The following is a 14,940-nucleotide window of genomic DNA, read 5'->3' on the forward strand; positions in this document are numbered from 1 at the left end:
GGCGTTAGTGCGCTGCTGCGGGTTGCGCCTGCGGCGCGTCGCCGTAGCGGGCTTGCAGCGCCTCCACCGGCATGGGGTGCGCCAGCAGGTAGCCCTGGTACACGTCGCAGCCATGCAGCGCGAGAAAGCTGCGCTGTTCCTCTGTCTCAACCCCCTCGGCCACCACTTCCAGATCCAGGTTGCGCGCCATGCCCAGGATGGTCTGCACCACCACATCGTCGCTGCGACTCTCGCCCAGGTGGTGCACGAAAGTGCGGTCGATCTTCAGCCGATGCAAGGGCAGCCGCGTGAGGTAGGCCAGTGAAGAGTAGCCCGTGCCGAAATCGTCCACGGCGAAACGCACACCCTTGGTGCGCAGCTGGTGCATTTTGGCGATGGAGTCTTCCACGTCCTCCAGCACCAGGGATTCGGTAAGTTCCAACTCCAGCCGGTGCGCCGGTGCGCCGCTGCGCAGCAAGAGTTGCGACAGCTGCTCCACGAAGTCGGGGCTGCGGAACTGGCGCGCGCTCACATTCACGCTCAGCGACAGTTCGCGCAGCCGCGGCGATGCCTGCCAGCGCGCCAGCAGCTCGCAGGCGCTGGCCAGCACCCAGCGGCCCAGGGGCACGATGAGCTCGCTGTCCTCCGCCACGCCGATGAACTCCGCAGGCAGCACCAGGCCGCGCTCCGGGTGCTGCCAGCGCAGCAGCGCCTCGCCCCCCACCACGGCGCCGTCGCGCGTGAACTGGGGCTGCAGGTGCAGCAGGAACTGCCCTTCGCGCAGCGCATCCTGCAGGTCCGACTCCAGCCGCGCACGCGCGCTCAGCGCCACCTGCATGCGAGGGTCGAAGAAGCACACCGCGTTGCCGCGCTGCGCCTTGACCTGGTACATGGCGATGTCCGCCTGCTTGAGTACTTCGGCCGCGGTCTGCAGCACGCTGCCGAACAGCGCGGCGCCCACGCTGCAGCTGCCGTGGTAGCTCTGTCCCGCGATCGGATAGGGCTGCGCCAGCAGTTGCACGACCTTCTCGGCCACGGCGCGCACCTGCTCGCGGGCGCGTTCCGCCTCGGTCGCCAGGCCGGCCAGCAGCACCACGAATTCGTCCCCGCCCAGGCGCGCCACGATGTCGCCCACGCGCACGCCGCTTTCCAGGCGGCGGGCGACCTGCTGCAGCAGGTAGTCCCCGATCTCGTGGCCCAGGGTGTCGTTGAGGGTCTTGAAGTGGTCCAGGTCGATGAACAGCACCGCGCCATGCGTGCCCGTACGCACCGCCGATGCGCTGGCATCGCCCAGCTGATCCAGCAGCAGGCGCCGGTTGGGCAGGCCGGTGAGCTGGTCGTAGAACGCCAGGTGTTCCACCTCGGCCGTGGCCAGCCGCAGGTCGGTCACGTCGTGGTAGATGATGACCACGCCGCCATCGGCCGTGGCGCGCTCGGTGATCTGCACGTAATGGCCGTTGGGCAAAAGCTGCTCCACCCCGCCTCGCGGCGTGCACTGCTGCTGCAGGCGCTCCTCCACCCACGCGCGCTTTTCCTCCGCGCTGGCGCCGGGCAGGTGGTAGTGCACGGTCGTCTCCAGCACGCGGCGAAACGGCACGCCCTCCCCGATGGTGCTGACGAGCCAGGGGAACATCTCCTCGAAGCGCAGGTTCCACTGCACCACGCAGCGCTGTGCGTCCAGCAACACGAAGCCGCTCACCATGGCTTCGAGCGCCTGGTCCAGCGTGGCCTTGGAGCGCGCCACCACCCGCCGCGCACTGTGCATGCGCCGCAGGTACAGGGCGACCACGCTTCCCGCGGCCACCACCGTGGCCGCAAACAGCAGCGCGCCGAACAGCACCGTCAGCGCCTCCTGCCGCCAGCCCGCCAGCGCCGCGTCGCGCGGCAGGCTGACGGTGGCCCACAGATCGGGGTAGATGAGCGGACGCGCCACCACCATGGCCGGTTTGCCCGACAGCCGCGCGCTGGCCTGCCATGCGTGCACGCCATCGTCCGCGCTGCCTTCCTGCAGGGCCGGCGCTGCGCGCTCCTGCCGCTCCACGGTCCCCTGTGGCGCCTCCACGCCCAGCAGCAGCACGCCTTGCGTGCGCTCCAGCGTCACTTCCATGTCGGGAACCTCCAGCCCCTGCATCAGCACCGCCACCAGTGCTTCCGTCGGCACCTGCGCGACGACCAGCAGCGGCGTGCCGTCGCCCATGCGCAACTGGCGCGCCATGTACAGCACCCGCTCGGAACTGGTAGGACTCACCACGGGTTGGCTGACGGACAGCGTGGCCACCGCGGGCGCGAGGGCGGCCGCCAGGAAGCCTTCGGGCAGCTCCACGCCGTCCAGTTCGCCGGTGGACGCCGAAGATGCCAGCACGGCGCCCCGCGCATCGAGCAGCGCCACGTAGCGCAGCAGGAGGTTCTGCCGCGCCACGCCGCGCAGCAGCGTGTCGGCCGCCGCCACGTCAAGGCCCGCACGGTCGCGTGCGCGCAGGGCCAGCAGCTCTTCCGTATGCGCCAACAGCACGTCGAAAGAGAGCAGCGTGCGGTTCATGCCCGCCTCCGCCCCCGCGGCGAAACGGGTGACGCGCGCCTCGGCAACGTCCAGCGCGTCCGCGCGCGTATGCCACAGCAGCACGGCCACCGCCACCGCCAGCCCTGCGAGCAGCGCAGCCACCACCCCCCAGGTGATCAGGTGCAGGCGCCTGCCGGGCATGGGCTTCATGGCTGCACCGGCGCACTCATGCGGCGCGCAGGACCGATGGTGCGATCCCAGATATCACGGCAGCGGGCTCCGCAGCGCCGGACCCAGCGCGGCAGCACCACGGTGTTGAAGATGGTCTCGCGCCGCGCCTCGTCCTGCGCGCGCACCGGCACCAGCGCCATGGCGCCCTGGCGCCCCGTGGTGCAGCTGGGGCTCCCGACATTGCAGGCCAGGCCCTGCTCGGTCTCGCCCTGGGCACTGAGCCACACGGCCGTCTCCAGCTTGGGCAGCTCGGCCTGCAGCAGCTGGCGCAGATCGGCGGGCAGCGCCTGCCAGGCCGCGCGATTGGCCGCAAACACCGCCATGCCCCAGCTGATGGGCATGGGGTAGAGATAGGCCGCATGTGCGTGCAGACCAAGGATGTTGCCCGACATGCTGGCGGTGACGGCGCATTCGCTGGCGCCCGTCTCCATGCTCTTGACCACCTGTGCGAACGGCACGCGCTGGGGCTTGGCGCCCAGTGCCGCAAAAAAGTCGCCCTGCGCGGCCGAGGACACCCGCACATGCCGCCCGCGCAGGTCATCCAGGCCCAGCAGCGGGTCCTTGCAGAACAGCACCTGCGCCGGGTAAACGTAAACCGCCAGCAGCTCCACGCCATGCTCCTCGCGCAGGGCTTTCTCCAGGTACGGACGGAAGGCCGCGAGCGAAGCGCGCAGCGTCGCCAGGTCCGGATTCAGCCCCGGCAGGTCCACGGCGGTGTACTGGGGGTACTGTGCCGACAGGGAGCTCATGAGCACCGTGCCGAAGGGCACCACGCCCAGTTGCAACAGGCGCAGCATCTCCATGCCCGGAACGCCGGCACGGTCGAAGGGCACGATATCGGCGCGGTAGCGGCCCTCGCTCAGGCGCGGCAAATCGCGCGTCCAGAAGGGCGCCTCCAGTTGCGTGTACTGCGTGACGCCGGCCAGCCCTCCCACCACGCGCAGGCGCAACGGCGCGGCATCGGCCGCGGGCGTGTCCGGCGCGCCAGCGTGCGCGGCCGCGCACAGCAGCGCAGCGCCCCACAAGGCCAGCCGCCCGCGCAGTGCGGGGCAGCGCATCCGTCGTCCCAGCAGTTGCATGCAACACCCTTTCGGCACCTGAGCCCTGCAGCCGCCCGCCCCCATCGCGGCGCGGGGCATGGCGGTCGGTCGGCGCGTTCTCGCCCGTTGTGGTCTGGCGCGTTCCTCAGAAGGTGCCGGGAAAGGCACCGCCGTCAGCCAATACGTTCTGCCCCGTCATATAGCCCGCGTGCACGCTGCACAGGAAGGCGCAGATTGCGCCGAACTCCTGCGGCGTACCAAAACGGCGCGCCGGGATGGCGCCTTGTTGCGCGCGGCGCACTTCATCGAGGCTCTTGCCGGTCTTGCCGGCCGCGGCCTGGAGGGTGCCCGCGAGCCGGTCGGTATCGAACTTGCCCGGCAGCAGGTTGTTGATGGTGACGCCCTGCGCGGCAATGGCGCTGCGCGCCGCGCCGGCCACAAAGCCGGTCAAGCCGCTGCGCGCGCCATTGGACAGGCCCAGGATGTCGATGGGGGCCTTCACTGCGCTGGAGGTGATGTTGACGATGCGGCCAAAGCCCCGCTGCGCCATGCCGTCCACCGTGGCGCGGATCAGTTCGATGGGCGTGAGCATGTTGGCATCCACCGCGCGCATCCAGGCATCGCGGTCCCACTCGCGGAAATCGCCGGGCGGGGGGCCGCCGGCGTTGGTGACCACGATGTCGAAGTCCCGGCCCGGCCCGCCAGCTATGGAAAAAACGGCTGAGCGCCCCTCGGGCGTGGTGATGTCGGCCGCCACAGCCAGCACCTTGGGTTGGTTACCATTTTGGCCTCTAACGCCCGATGCCTCTGCGCCAATAGCTATCAAATCAGAAGCAGTGCGCTGCAATTCACCGGCATTGCGGGCGTTGATCACCACGTTCACGCCCTCGCGCACCAGCGCCTCGGCGCAGCCGCGGCCCAACCCCTTGCTGGCCCCGCAGACCAGCGCCCATTTACCCGCGATACCCAGATCCATACCTTGCTCCATCGCCGCCGGAGGCGGTTCCTGCAAAACAATTTGAAACGATCATAGTGGACACTGCCCACACCCGCATCAGGACCACCGCCCGCGTCGAACACCGCGCGGGGCACGAAAACCCGTCCTCCGTCCCAGGGAATGACCATCAACCGAACCGTCAGACGCGCGCGGCCATGACGGGTGTTGCACCGATCATGCTCCTGTGTGCCACCATGCCAGGGCCCGTGTGTTGGAAGGCGATTCTCTTAGGCGCGCCTGAGCAGCGGCTGCAGCGCCGTCGGGTGCCGCCCAGGCAGCCGGCGCTGGCGTCCAGTACCTGCTCCTTCTGCGTTTTCACCCGATGCGTCGCCGCACCAGCCCGCCACTGTAGACGAGATACACCGCACCGCCCGCCAGGAAGACCGGCGACCGCGCCATCGCAGCGGGCGGCACCGAGCGGCCGTTGCCGGCGCGATACACGGCCACTTGGCCGGCCGCTGCGTTGGAGGCAGAACCTCCGCGCTCGCCGACAGGCCGGCATGCGCCCTTCCACCAAGCATCCCCAACCCTTCCAGCGCTTGTCGCCCAAGCGCCACCAGCGCCCCATGTAGGAGCATCTGCGCCACTACCCCGTTGCCGCCACGCATAAAAAAAGCGCCCCGGAAAGGGGCGCCTTGCGAGGGGTACCCTGGCACATGCCAGGGCGGCCACCTGCGTCAGTCCTCGACGAACGCTTCCTCGCGCTTCTTGCTCACCGCGGGCAGCAGCACAATGACCAGCAGCAGGGCCGCGGCCGCCAGCAGGCCGGCGGAGATGGGGCGCGTCACGAAAACGCTCCAGTCACCACGCGACAGCAGCAGCGCCCGGCGCAGGTTTTCTTCCATCATCGGGCCCAGGATGAAGCCCAGCAGCAAGGGAGCGGGTTCCACCCCCAGCTTGTAGAACAGGTAGCCGATGAAACCGAATCCGCCCACCAGCCACACGTCGAACGTGTTGTTGTTGGTGGAGTACACCCCCACCGCGCAGAACAGCACGATGGACGGGAACAGCCAGCGATAAGGCACGGAGAGCAGCTTGATCCACATGCCGATCAGCGGCAGGTTCAGGATCACCAGCATCAAGTTGCCGATCCACATCGAGGCGATCAGGCCCCAGAACAACTCGGGGTTGCTGGTCATCACCTGCGGGCCGGGCTGGATGTTGTGGATGGTCATGGCACCCACCATCAGCGCCATCACGGCGTTGGGCGGAATGCCCAGCGTCAGCAGCGGGATGAAAGAGGTCTGCGAACCCGCGTTGTTGGCCGACTCGGGAGCCGCCACGCCGCGGATGTTGCCCTTGCCGAACGGAACCTCACCGGGATGGAGCTTGGTCTTCTTCTCGATGGTGTAGGCCGCAAAGGCCGACAGCAGCGCGCCGCCGCCGGGCAGGATGCCCAGGGACGACCCCAGGGCCGTGCCGCGCAGCATGGCGGGGAGCATGCGCTTGAAGTCCTGTGCCGTGGGGAACAGGCCGTGCACCTTGGCGGCAAACACTTCGCGCTCGTCGTCGGGCTTGGACAGGTTGGCGATGATTTCGCCGTAGCCGAACACGCCCATGGCGATCACGGTGAAACTGATGCCGTCGGTCAGCTCGGGGATGTCAAAGCTGTAGCGGGCCACGCCGGAGTTCACGTCCGTGCCCACCAGGCCCATCAACAGGCCCAGCACGATCATGGCCACGGCCTTGAGCAGCGAGCCCGAAGCCAGCACCACGGCACCGATCAGGCCCAGCACCATCAGCGAGAAGTACTCGGCGGGGCCGAACTTGAAGGCCACTTCCGTCAGCGGGGGTGCAAAGGCCGCCAGGATCAACGTACCCACGCAGCCTGCGAAGAACGAGCCAATGCCGGCAGCCGCCAGTGCCGGGCCCGCACGGCCCGCGCGCGCCATCTGGTAGCCGTCGATCACGGTCACCACGGAGGACGACTCGCCCGGCAGGTTCACCAGGATGGCGGTGGTGGAGCCGCCGTACTGCGCGCCGTAATAGATGCCAGCGAGCATGATCAGCGCGGCCACGGGCGGCAGCGCATAGGTGGCGGGCAGCAGCATGGCGATGGTGGCCACGGGGCCCACGCCGGGCAGCACGCCGATCAGCGTGCCCAGCAGACAGCCGATGAAGCAGTAGATCAGGTTCTGGAACGTAAACGCGACGCCAAAACCCATCGAGAGGTGTTCAAACAATTCCATGGTCTAGATCTCCGAATCAACCCACGATGAAGCTAGGCCAGACGGGGAACTGCAGAGCCAGCCCCCAGATGAATGCTACGTAGCTGCCCACGGCCAGAATGGTGGCCAGGATGAACACTTCCTTGAAGTGGAACTGGTTGCCCGCCAGGCTGGCCACGAAAGTCAGGCCGTAGATGGCAACGATCAGGCCCATGGCCGGCACGCCGAAGCTGGGCAGGCCCGCCAGCAGCACGCCGAACAACAGGTTGGCGGAAATGATGAAGAAGATCTGCTTCCACGCCCACTTGCCGATCTTGTCGCCGTCCACCGTCTCGACCACGGTGGCCTTGAACATGATGGCGGCGCCGATGATGCCCAGCAGAATGCCCAGCATCAGGGGGAAGTAGCCCGGGCCCATGCGGGCGCCGGTTCCTACGCTGTAGGTGGTGGCGCCCCAGGCAAAACCACCGCCAACGACGAGGAACATGAGGCCGGAAAAGAAATCTTTCTGACTCTTGATTTTCACGAATGTCTCCCAAAAGGAACGCGACGGGCGATTGTGGAGTGTCGGGCAGCGCTTCTCGATGTGGATTCCACCTACCGGTAGATACAAGTTTTCCCTAGAGGCCACACCCCCGGAACTGCCCTCAGCACGGCACCGACCACTGCGCGGCGTCGAAGGTGGCGCGAGGGCCCTGGTCAGGCCGGGCCTGCGCCGCAGGAGCGCGGACATACCGCCTTCCACCGCGTTGTGAAGGATGGGCGCGCCTGATGCATGCGGCGGAACGGCGCATCTGCTGCGCCGCGATGGCAGAGGTGTGGGTGCTACTCGAGCGGCGGGGTGGCGGCGATGACTTCCTCGAACGTGGTCACGCCTTCGGCCGCGCGCAGCGCGCCCGCCAGGCGCAGCGGGCGCATGCCGTCCTGCACGGCCTGGCGGCGCAGCGCGTCGATGGAGGGCGATTGGTTCACCTGGGTCTTGAGCGCCTCGCTCACGGTGAGCAGTTCATAAAGCCCCATGCGACCGCGAAAGCCCGTCATGCGGCACTCCACGCACCCCACGGGCTTGTAGGCGCGATAGCCCCCGTTGATCTTCCAGGGGCGGATCATGTCGGCCAGCGCCTCAGGGTCGGCTGCCTCGTCCACCTGCCGGCAGTGCCGGCACAGCGTGCGCACCAGGCGCTGCGCCAGTACCCCCAGCAGCGTGGCGTTGATGAGGTACGGCGGCACGCCCAGCTCCATGAGGCGCGTGACGGCACTGGGCGCGTCGTTGGTGTGCAGGGTGGAGAACACCAGGTGGCCGGTGAGCGCGGCCTGCACGGCCATGTCGGCCGTGGCCAGGTCACGGATCTCGCCCACCATGATCACGTCCGGGTCCTGGCGCATGAGGGCACGCAGCCCTTCGGCGAAGGTGAAGTCCAGCTGCGGCTGCACCTGCGTCTGGTTGAAGCTGGGCTCGATCATCTCGATCGGGTCCTCCACCGTGCTCACGTTCACCTCCTCGGTGGCCACGCGCTTCAGGGTGGAGTACAGCGTGGTGGTCTTGCCCGAGCCCGTGGGCCCGGTCACCAGGATGATGCCGTGCGGGCGCTTGACGAGTTGCTCCCAGCGCTGCGCATCGTGCGCAGTGAAACCCAGCGCGTCCAGGTCCTTCACGGCGTTGTCGGGGTCGAAGATGCGCATCACCATCTTCTCGCCGAAAGCGGTGGGCAGCGTGGACAGGCGCATTTCCACCTCGTCGCCACGCGGGTTGCGCGTCTTGATGCGGCCGTCCTGCGGGCGGCGCTTTTCCACCACGTCCATGCGGCCCAGCAGCTTCACGCGCGCCACCATGGCATTGAGCACGCCCATGGGCATCTGGTAGACGGCATGCAACACGCCGTCGATGCGAAAGCGGATCACGCCCTGCTCGCGGCGCGGCTCCAGGTGGATGTCGCTCGCGCGCTGGTCGAAGGCGTACTGCCACAGCCAGTCCACCACGCGCACCACCCCCTGGTCGTTGGCGTCCAGCTGCTTGTTGGTCTTGCCCAGTTCCACGAGCTGCTCGAAGCTGCTGCCCGCGGCGCCGCCGCCGGCCTTCTGCGCCTCGCGCACCGACTTGGCCAGCGCGTAGAACTCCGCCGTGTAGCGCGTGATGTGCTGGGGGTTGGCCAGCACGCGCCGCACCGTGCGCCGAGACTGGCGCTCCACCTCGGCCACCCAGTCATGCAGGAAGGGCTCGGCCGTGGCCACCACCACCTCCTTGGAGGTCACCTGCACCGGCAGCACCTTGTGGCGCTCGGCGTAGCTCGCGCTCATGGCGTCGGCCACACGGCCCACGTCCACCTTCAGCGGGTCGATGCGCAGAAACGCCAGGCCGCAGCGCTGGGCCACGTATTCGGTGAGGATGTCCACGTCCAGCGGCTTGCCGTCGCTGGCGCGCAGCATGGCCACGTTGCCCAGCCGCACCAGCGGGTGCTGGCTGCTTTCGGCCTGCGAGCAGCGTGCGATGGTGCGTTGCGCCTGCTCGGCGGTGATCACGCCATCGGCACGCAGCCAATCGACGATGAGCCGCCACTGCAACGGGCCGGTGGGCCCGCCGGCGGCCGTGGGGGGGGATGCGGGCAATGCTTCGGCAGTCATGGTGCGAGTGGCGGCAGAGGTCAGGCGACCGGTTTGAAAACGCGCAGCCACTTGGTGGCCGGCAGGTCCCAGCGGGCCTGCACGCTTTCGGCGCGGGCCAGCAGCTCGGCACGTTTGGGCCGCGTGGGCGTGCGCTGGGCCAGCACCACGGTATTGCCCTCGCGCGTGGGCTTGAAGGCCCAGAGCGCGTCGGCGCCAAAGGCCTCGGCGAGCTTGTCCAGGCTGCGCTCGTAGCTGGAGGCGCGGCCGAACAGGTTCACCGTGAGGCAGCCGTCCAGCGTCAACAGCGCACGGCAGTCGGCATAGAACTCTGCGCTGTCCAGCACCGGCGCGGCGGCCTCATGGTCGTACAGGTCCACCGCCAGCGCGTCCACCGTGCCATGCCATTCGGGCTTCTTGATTTCCTGGGCCGCGTCGGCCAGCACCACACGCTGCATAGGGCCGTCGGGCGGCAGCTTGAACCAGGCGCGGCAGACGGCCTCCACGCGCGGGTTCAGCTCGACCACGGTGCAGCACATGCGCAGCTTCTTGCGGCAGAACTTGGTGATGGCACCGGCCCCCAGGCCCAATTGCATCGCGTGGCGCTTGGCCACGCTGGCGGGCTCCACGAACAGCAGCCAGGCCATCATGCGTTGCACGTATTCCAGTTCGATCTCGAACGGCTGCGCGATGCGCATGGAGCCCTGGATCCACGGCGTGCCCAGGTGCAGATGGCGCACTTCGCCATCATCGGAGACGCTCACCTCGGGCAGTTCGGTGGCGGCGGTTTTCTTGCGGGTCAAATCGTTATACCAATCCAAAAGTCGCCAGGGCCTCGCCCCAGGCGTGCAGTTTTTTCTCGAAGCTCCACGACGCGTTGGCCGGGCTGGTGGATGGCAGGCGCAGCGATGGCATCGGCGCATCTGCCTTCAACCCCAGGCTGGCGCGCACGGCCTTGGCGTGGCGGAAGCTTTCCCCGCCATTGTGGGCGATGGCGGCCAGCCCCGGCGCGCGGGCATGCAGGCCGGCGAAGTCGTTGACCTGCGCGTTGCGGATGCTGGTATCCAGGCTGCCCTCGCGCTCGCAGGCGGCATACACGTCCCACAGGCCCAGGCCGCGGGCCAGCAGCCAGTCGCAGCGCGCGGCGTACTGGTCGCGGCCAGGCAGCGGATGCTGCGGCCACAGCGCCGCCAGGATGCGCCAGAAGTGGTTCTGCGGATGGCCGTAATACTGCTGCGCGGCGAGCGATGCCACACCGGGGAAGCTGCCCAGCACCAGCACCCGCGTGCCGGAGCCCACCACGGGCGGCAGGCCGACCAGACGACCGGCAGACAGCACTACCGTTTTTTTCTGCGCAGCCACAGGCCCTCCATTACTATTGTTTGTATAGCTGCTCGCGCTTGCTGCATAAGCCTTTGAGACCGAAAGCACTCAAACCTATGCCAACAGTTCAGCCAGCCGTGGCAACGCTGCGCAAGCGTTGGCGCGCGTGGCATGGGCCAGTTCTGTGCTGGAGATGCCGCGCAGCTGCGCCACCACCGCACCGATGCGCGGTAACTGTGCAGGCGTGTTGCGTGCGGGCGGGCGGCCAGCGGCGCGCTCGGCCGCGGTCACGTAGAGCCAGTGCGGCGGAATGTCGGGCGCATCGGTCTCCACCACCAGCGCGTCCAGCGGCAGTTCGGTGGCCAGGCGGCGCAACTGCAGCGCACGGTCGAAGGTGACCGCGCCGCCAAAGCCCAGCTTGAAGCCCAGATCGATGAAGGCCTGCGCCTGCTGCAGGCTGCCGTTGAAGGCATGGGCGATGCCGCCGCGCACCGGCAGCTCGCGCAGCGCCTTGAGCAACTGGTCCGCCGAGCGGCGCACATGCAGGATCACGGGCAGGTCGAACCGGCGCGCCAACTGCAGCTGCGCCCGGTAGAAGTGCTGCTGGCGCCCCGTGTCCAGATGGGGCACGAAGAGGTCCAACCCGATTTCGCCGACGGCCACCAGGCGCGGGTCGTCCTGGTACTGCTCCAGCGCGCGCGCCAGGGCGGGCAAGTCTTCGTCGCCGGCGACGGGAGTGAACAGGGGATGGATGCCCAGCGCATAGCTGTCGCCGTGGCGGTGCGCCAGGTCCCGCACGGCCTGCAGATTGGCGAGTTCCACCGCGGGCAGCACGCAGTGGGCCACGCCGGCCTGCGCGGCGCGTGCACGCTCGGCATCTGCGAGCGCTGCGCCGCCGCGATCTGCAAATTCATCCAGGTGGCAATGGGTGTCGATCCAGACGTCCATGCGCCGGATCATGCCACCGCACGCCCCCAGCGCCGGTCCGCAGTGTCTCAGTGCGTTTCAGCGCCAATGTCCTGCGGATCGGTCGGCGGCGCATCGGCGCCGCCGGAGCTGCTGTGCCCCATCAGCCCTTCTTGCTCAGCGGGCAGGTGTTCATGCCCAGCAGCGAGTACGCAGGGCAGGTGCCCGCCAGGCCGGTCAGCAGCGGCACCACGCCCAGCCAGCCCCACCAGCCCACGGTGCCCGTGGCCGCCAGGCCGATGAGCACCAGACCCACCGCGATGCGCAGCCCGCGGTCCCAACCCCCAACGTTGTGTTTCATGACACTTCTCCTAGTTGACGAAAAAACGGTACCTCTGCGCAGCGACGCGGCCGCTCAGGGGCAGAAGATGTCCTTGAGCGCAGCCACGAGCTTTTCCGCCGCCGGGTCGGCAATGCGGTAGTACAGAGTCTGCGCGTCGCGGCGGAAGGTCACCAGCCCCTCATCGCGCATGCGCGCCAGGTGCTGCGACAGCGCGGACTGGCTCAGGCGCACTTGCTCCAGCAGCGTGCCCACGGAGGCCTCGCCCTGCTCGATCAGCAGGCACAGCACCAGCAGCCGGTGTTCGTTGCCCACCGCGCGCAGCAGCGCAGCGGCGCGCGCGGCGCCCTGCTGCATGAATTCCAGGTCGGCGGTAGTGGCCACCTGCACTCCTTGTTGATAAATATCTAAATTAACGTATGCTAATTTAGTAGATACTAATAAACATGTCAACAGCGCCGAGCGGGCGCATCCCTTTCACCACCAGGAGTTCCACCATGACCTCGTCCACCGACTACAAGGCCCTCACGCGCGAAATCTCTAGCAACGTCAGCGAGCTGCGCAACAGCGTTCCGCAGGTGATGCAAGGTTTCAACGCGCTGGGCAAGGCGGCTCTCGCGGGCGGCGCCATCGACGCCAAGACCAAGGAGCTGATCGCGCTGGGCATTGGCGTGGCCGCGCGCTGCGATGGCTGCATCGGCTTTCACACCCAGGCCCTGGCACGCCTGGGCGCCACGCGCGCCGAGGTGCACGAGGTGCTGGGCATTGCGGTGTACATGGGCGGCGGCCCCGCCCTGATGTACGCAGCCAATGCCGTGGCCGCGTTCGACGAGTGCGCCCCCGCGCAAGCGCCCGCCGCGACGGCCTGATTTACTATCGAAAATATAGCTACCAGCGCTTACCCAACAAGCGCTGGAGGCCGTTTTAGCTCAAAACACCGGAGACCAAGCGCACGACGCGGTCGCACCGCGCGGCCAGCGATTCATCGTGCGTGACCATCACGAAGGCAGTGCCCTTCTCGCGCGCTAGCTGCAGCATGAGGGCGAACACGGCATCGGCGGTCGCGCGGTCCAGGTTGCCGGTGGGCTCGTCGGCCAGCACGCAGGCCGGCTGCGTGACCAGCGCCCGCGCAATGGCCACGCGCTGGCGCTCGCCACCCGACAGTTCCGCCGGGCGATGGTGCACACGCTCGCCCAGGCCGACGGCCTGGAGCATGCGCACGGCCCGTTCGATGCACTGCGCGTAGGGCTCGCGGCGGATGCGCAGCGGCATGGCCACGTTGTCCTGGGCGCTGAACTCGGGCAACAGGTGGTGGAACTGGTAGATGAAGCCCAGGTGCGCATTGCGCAGGCGCCCCTGTTGCGCGGGCGGTAGCGCCTGCAGCGCCTGCCCCTGGAGCGTGACGGTGCCGGCGCTGGGCGCGTCCAGCCCCCCCAGCAGATGCAGCAGCGTGCTCTTGCCCGAGCCCGACGCCCCCACGATGGCCAGCGTCTCGCCGGCGTGCACTGCCAGGTCCACGCCCTTGAGCACGGTGACGTCCAGCCGGCCCTCGGTAAAGCGTTTGGTCAGGCCTTGCGCCTGCAGCACCACTTGCCCATTACTCATAGCGCAGCGCCTCCGCGGGGTTCACGCGGCTGGCGCGCCAGCTCGGGTACAGGGTGGCCACGAAGGCCAGGATCAGGGAAATGACGGCAATGGGCACGATGTCGCTGCTTTGCGGGTCGCTGGGCATCTTGCTGATGAGGTAGATGTCCTTGGGCAGGAAGCTGGCGTTCAGCGCCCGCTCGATGGCGGGCACGATCACGTCGATGTTGAAGGCCACGCCCAGGCCCAGCAGCAGGCCGGCCAGCGTGCCGATCACGCCCACCATGGCGCCCTGCACCATGAACACGCCCATGATGCTGGCGGGGCTGGCGCCCAGCGTGCGCAGGATGGCGATGTCCGCGCGCTTGTCGGTCACGGTCATCACCAGCGTGGACACCAGGTTGAATGCCGCCACCGCAACGATCAGCGTGAGGATGATGAACATCATGCGCTTTTCCAGCTGCACGGCCGCGAACCAGGTGCGGTTCTGCTGCGTCCAGTCGCGGATCAACAGGTTGCCCGAGAGGCTGTGCGCCAGCTGCTGCGTGACTTCGGGTGCGTCATGCAGGTTCTTGAGCTTCAGGCGCACGCCAGTCGGCCCTTCCAGGCGGAAGATGCGCTCGGCATCCTCGTGGTGCAGCATCACCAGCGCAGAGTCGTATTCATAGTGGCCCGAATTGAAGGTGCCCGCCACCGTCATCTGCTTGAGGCGCGGCACCACGCCCGCAGGCGTGACCTGGCCGGCCGGGGCGATCAGCGTGACCGCGTCACCCGCGCGCACGCCCAGCTGGCGCGCCAGCTCGCTGCCCAGGATCACGCGGAACTCGCCCGGCACCAGGGCCTTCAGGCCCTCCAGATTCTCGGCGGCCAGGTCGGTCACCTCGGCCTCGTGCGCGGGGTCGATGCCGCGCACCAGCGCGCCCTTCATGTCCTCACCACGCGCCAGCAGCGCCTGGGCGGCGACGAAGGGCGCGGCGCCCACCACGTTCGGATTGGCCCGCGCCTCGGCCAGCGTGCGCGGCATGTCGGGCAGCGCTGCACCGCCCGGCGCGAAGATCTCGATGTGCGAGACCACGCTGAGCATGCGGTCGCGCACCTCTTTCTGAAAGCCGTTCATCACGGACAGAACGATGATGAGTGCCGCCACCCCCAGCGATATGCCCAGCATGGACACGCCCGAGATGAAGGAGATGAAGCCGTTGCGCCGCGTGGCCCGGCCTGCCCGGGTGTAGCGCCAGCCCAGGGCCAGTTCGTAGGGAATTTGCATGGAA

General features: G+C 68.2%; 14 protein-coding genes. 1 reads left to right on the forward strand and 13 read right to left on the reverse strand.

The window, feature by feature from the left end:
• Positions 1-4: 4 nt before the first annotated feature.
• The 11 genes from QY917_RS10225 to QY917_RS10275 form a co-directional block, all read right to left on the reverse strand.
• The gene (locus tag QY917_RS10225) at positions 5-2,689 is read right to left on the reverse strand and encodes an EAL domain-containing protein (protein ID WP_123676250.1); all 2,685 of its coding nucleotides are present in this window, start codon (positions 2,687-2,689) and stop codon (positions 5-7) included.
• Positions 2,686-3,768: a TRAP transporter substrate-binding protein gene (locus tag QY917_RS10230; RefSeq protein WP_047349868.1), complete on the reverse strand. Its 1,083-nt coding sequence runs from the start codon at positions 3,766-3,768 to the stop codon at positions 2,686-2,688. The genes QY917_RS10225 and QY917_RS10230 overlap by 4 nt, the downstream gene beginning before the upstream one ends.
• Before the next feature lie 127 nt (positions 3,769-3,895).
• Positions 3,896-4,726, reverse strand: coding sequence for an SDR family oxidoreductase (locus QY917_RS10235; protein WP_123676249.1), 831 nt, complete (start codon positions 4,724-4,726; stop codon positions 3,896-3,898).
• 698 nt (positions 4,727-5,424) lie between these two features.
• The gene (locus QY917_RS10240) at positions 5,425-6,936 is read right to left on the reverse strand and encodes a tripartite tricarboxylate transporter permease (RefSeq protein ID WP_123676248.1); all 1,512 of its coding nucleotides are present in this window, start codon (positions 6,934-6,936) and stop codon (positions 5,425-5,427) included.
• Positions 6,937-6,952: 16 nt separating this feature from the next.
• Positions 6,953-7,441, reverse strand: coding sequence for a tripartite tricarboxylate transporter TctB family protein (locus tag QY917_RS10245; protein WP_123676247.1), 489 nt, complete (start codon positions 7,439-7,441; stop codon positions 6,953-6,955).
• A gap of 299 nt (positions 7,442-7,740) precedes the next feature.
• Positions 7,741-9,537: a GspE/PulE family protein gene (locus tag QY917_RS10250; RefSeq protein WP_011806518.1), complete on the reverse strand. Its 1,797-nt coding sequence runs from the start codon at positions 9,535-9,537 to the stop codon at positions 7,741-7,743.
• A gap of 20 nt (positions 9,538-9,557) precedes the next feature.
• Entirely contained in the window at positions 9,558-10,319 is a 762-nt protein-coding gene (locus QY917_RS10255) for a hypothetical protein (RefSeq protein ID WP_011806519.1), read from the reverse strand.
• A 4-nt stretch (positions 10,320-10,323) separates the two neighbouring features.
• Positions 10,324-10,854 (reverse strand): DNA-deoxyinosine glycosylase, encoded by a 531-nt coding sequence (locus QY917_RS10260; protein ID WP_103737203.1) that lies wholly within the window; start codon positions 10,852-10,854, stop codon positions 10,324-10,326.
• A 99-nt stretch (positions 10,855-10,953) separates the two neighbouring features.
• A complete protein-coding gene (locus QY917_RS10265) occupies positions 10,954-11,787 on the reverse strand; it encodes a TatD family hydrolase (RefSeq protein WP_302076719.1) in 834 nt (277 codons plus the stop codon).
• Between the two features lie 121 nt (positions 11,788-11,908).
• Positions 11,909-12,106, reverse strand: a complete 198-nt coding sequence (locus tag QY917_RS10270) for a DUF2892 domain-containing protein (RefSeq protein WP_011806522.1) — start codon at positions 12,104-12,106, stop codon at positions 11,909-11,911.
• Positions 12,107-12,160: 54 nt separating this feature from the next.
• A complete protein-coding gene (locus tag QY917_RS10275) occupies positions 12,161-12,442 on the reverse strand; it encodes a helix-turn-helix transcriptional regulator (RefSeq protein ID WP_172209352.1) in 282 nt (93 codons plus the stop codon).
• Between the two features lie 140 nt (positions 12,443-12,582).
• Here QY917_RS10275 and QY917_RS10280 point away from each other — a divergent pair, with 140 nt between their 5' ends.
• Positions 12,583-12,954 (forward strand): carboxymuconolactone decarboxylase family protein, encoded by a 372-nt coding sequence (locus tag QY917_RS10280; RefSeq protein WP_011806524.1) that lies wholly within the window; start codon positions 12,583-12,585, stop codon positions 12,952-12,954.
• 55 nt (positions 12,955-13,009) lie between these two features.
• Here QY917_RS10280 and lolD read toward each other — a convergent pair whose 3' ends face one another.
• A complete protein-coding gene (gene lolD, locus QY917_RS10285) occupies positions 13,010-13,690 on the reverse strand; it encodes a lipoprotein-releasing ABC transporter ATP-binding protein LolD (RefSeq protein WP_123676245.1) in 681 nt (226 codons plus the stop codon).
• Positions 13,683-14,936, reverse strand: coding sequence for a lipoprotein-releasing ABC transporter permease subunit (locus QY917_RS10290; protein ID WP_015914075.1), 1,254 nt, complete (start codon positions 14,934-14,936; stop codon positions 13,683-13,685). The genes lolD and QY917_RS10290 overlap by 8 nt, the downstream gene beginning before the upstream one ends.
• Positions 14,937-14,940 lie beyond the last annotated feature (4 nt).

Origin of the sequence: Diaphorobacter sp. C33 (assembly GCF_030503915.1) — a bacterium.
Taxonomy (GTDB): Bacteria; Pseudomonadota; Gammaproteobacteria; order Burkholderiales; family Burkholderiaceae_C; genus Diaphorobacter; species Diaphorobacter nitroreducens.

What these genes read in the sequence shown, in the direction of transcription:
- QY917_RS10270 (WP_011806522.1), bottom strand. Translation starts at nt 12,106, where the DNA reads ATGAAACACAACGTTGGGGGTTGGGACCGCGGGCTGCGCATCGCGGTG.
- QY917_RS10225 (WP_123676250.1), bottom strand. Translation starts at nt 2,689, where the DNA reads ATGAAGCCCATGCCCGGCAGGCGCCTGCACCTGATCACCTGGGGGGTG.
- QY917_RS10265 (WP_302076719.1), bottom strand. Translation starts at nt 11,787, where the DNA reads ATGGACGTCTGGATCGACACCCATTGCCACCTGGATGAATTTGCAGAT.
- QY917_RS10240 (WP_123676248.1), bottom strand. Translation starts at nt 6,936, where the DNA reads ATGGAATTGTTTGAACACCTCTCGATGGGTTTTGGCGTCGCGTTTACG.
- lolD (WP_123676245.1), bottom strand. Translation starts at nt 13,690, where the DNA reads ATGAGTAATGGGCAAGTGGTGCTGCAGGCGCAAGGCCTGACCAAACGC.
- QY917_RS10275 (WP_172209352.1), bottom strand. Translation starts at nt 12,442, where the DNA reads ATGCAGCAGGGCGCCGCGCGCGCCGCTGCGCTGCTGCGCGCGGTGGGC.
- QY917_RS10235 (WP_123676249.1), bottom strand. Translation starts at nt 4,726, where the DNA reads ATGGATCTGGGTATCGCGGGTAAATGGGCGCTGGTCTGCGGGGCCAGC.
- QY917_RS10250 (WP_011806518.1), bottom strand. Translation starts at nt 9,537, where the DNA reads ATGACTGCCGAAGCATTGCCCGCATCCCCCCCCACGGCCGCCGGCGGG.
- QY917_RS10290 (WP_015914075.1), bottom strand. Translation starts at nt 14,936, where the DNA reads ATGCAAATTCCCTACGAACTGGCCCTGGGCTGGCGCTACACCCGGGCA.
- QY917_RS10280 (WP_011806524.1), top strand. Translation starts at nt 12,583, where the DNA reads ATGACCTCGTCCACCGACTACAAGGCCCTCACGCGCGAAATCTCTAGC.
- QY917_RS10230 (WP_047349868.1), bottom strand. Translation starts at nt 3,768, where the DNA reads ATGCGCTGCCCCGCACTGCGCGGGCGGCTGGCCTTGTGGGGCGCTGCG.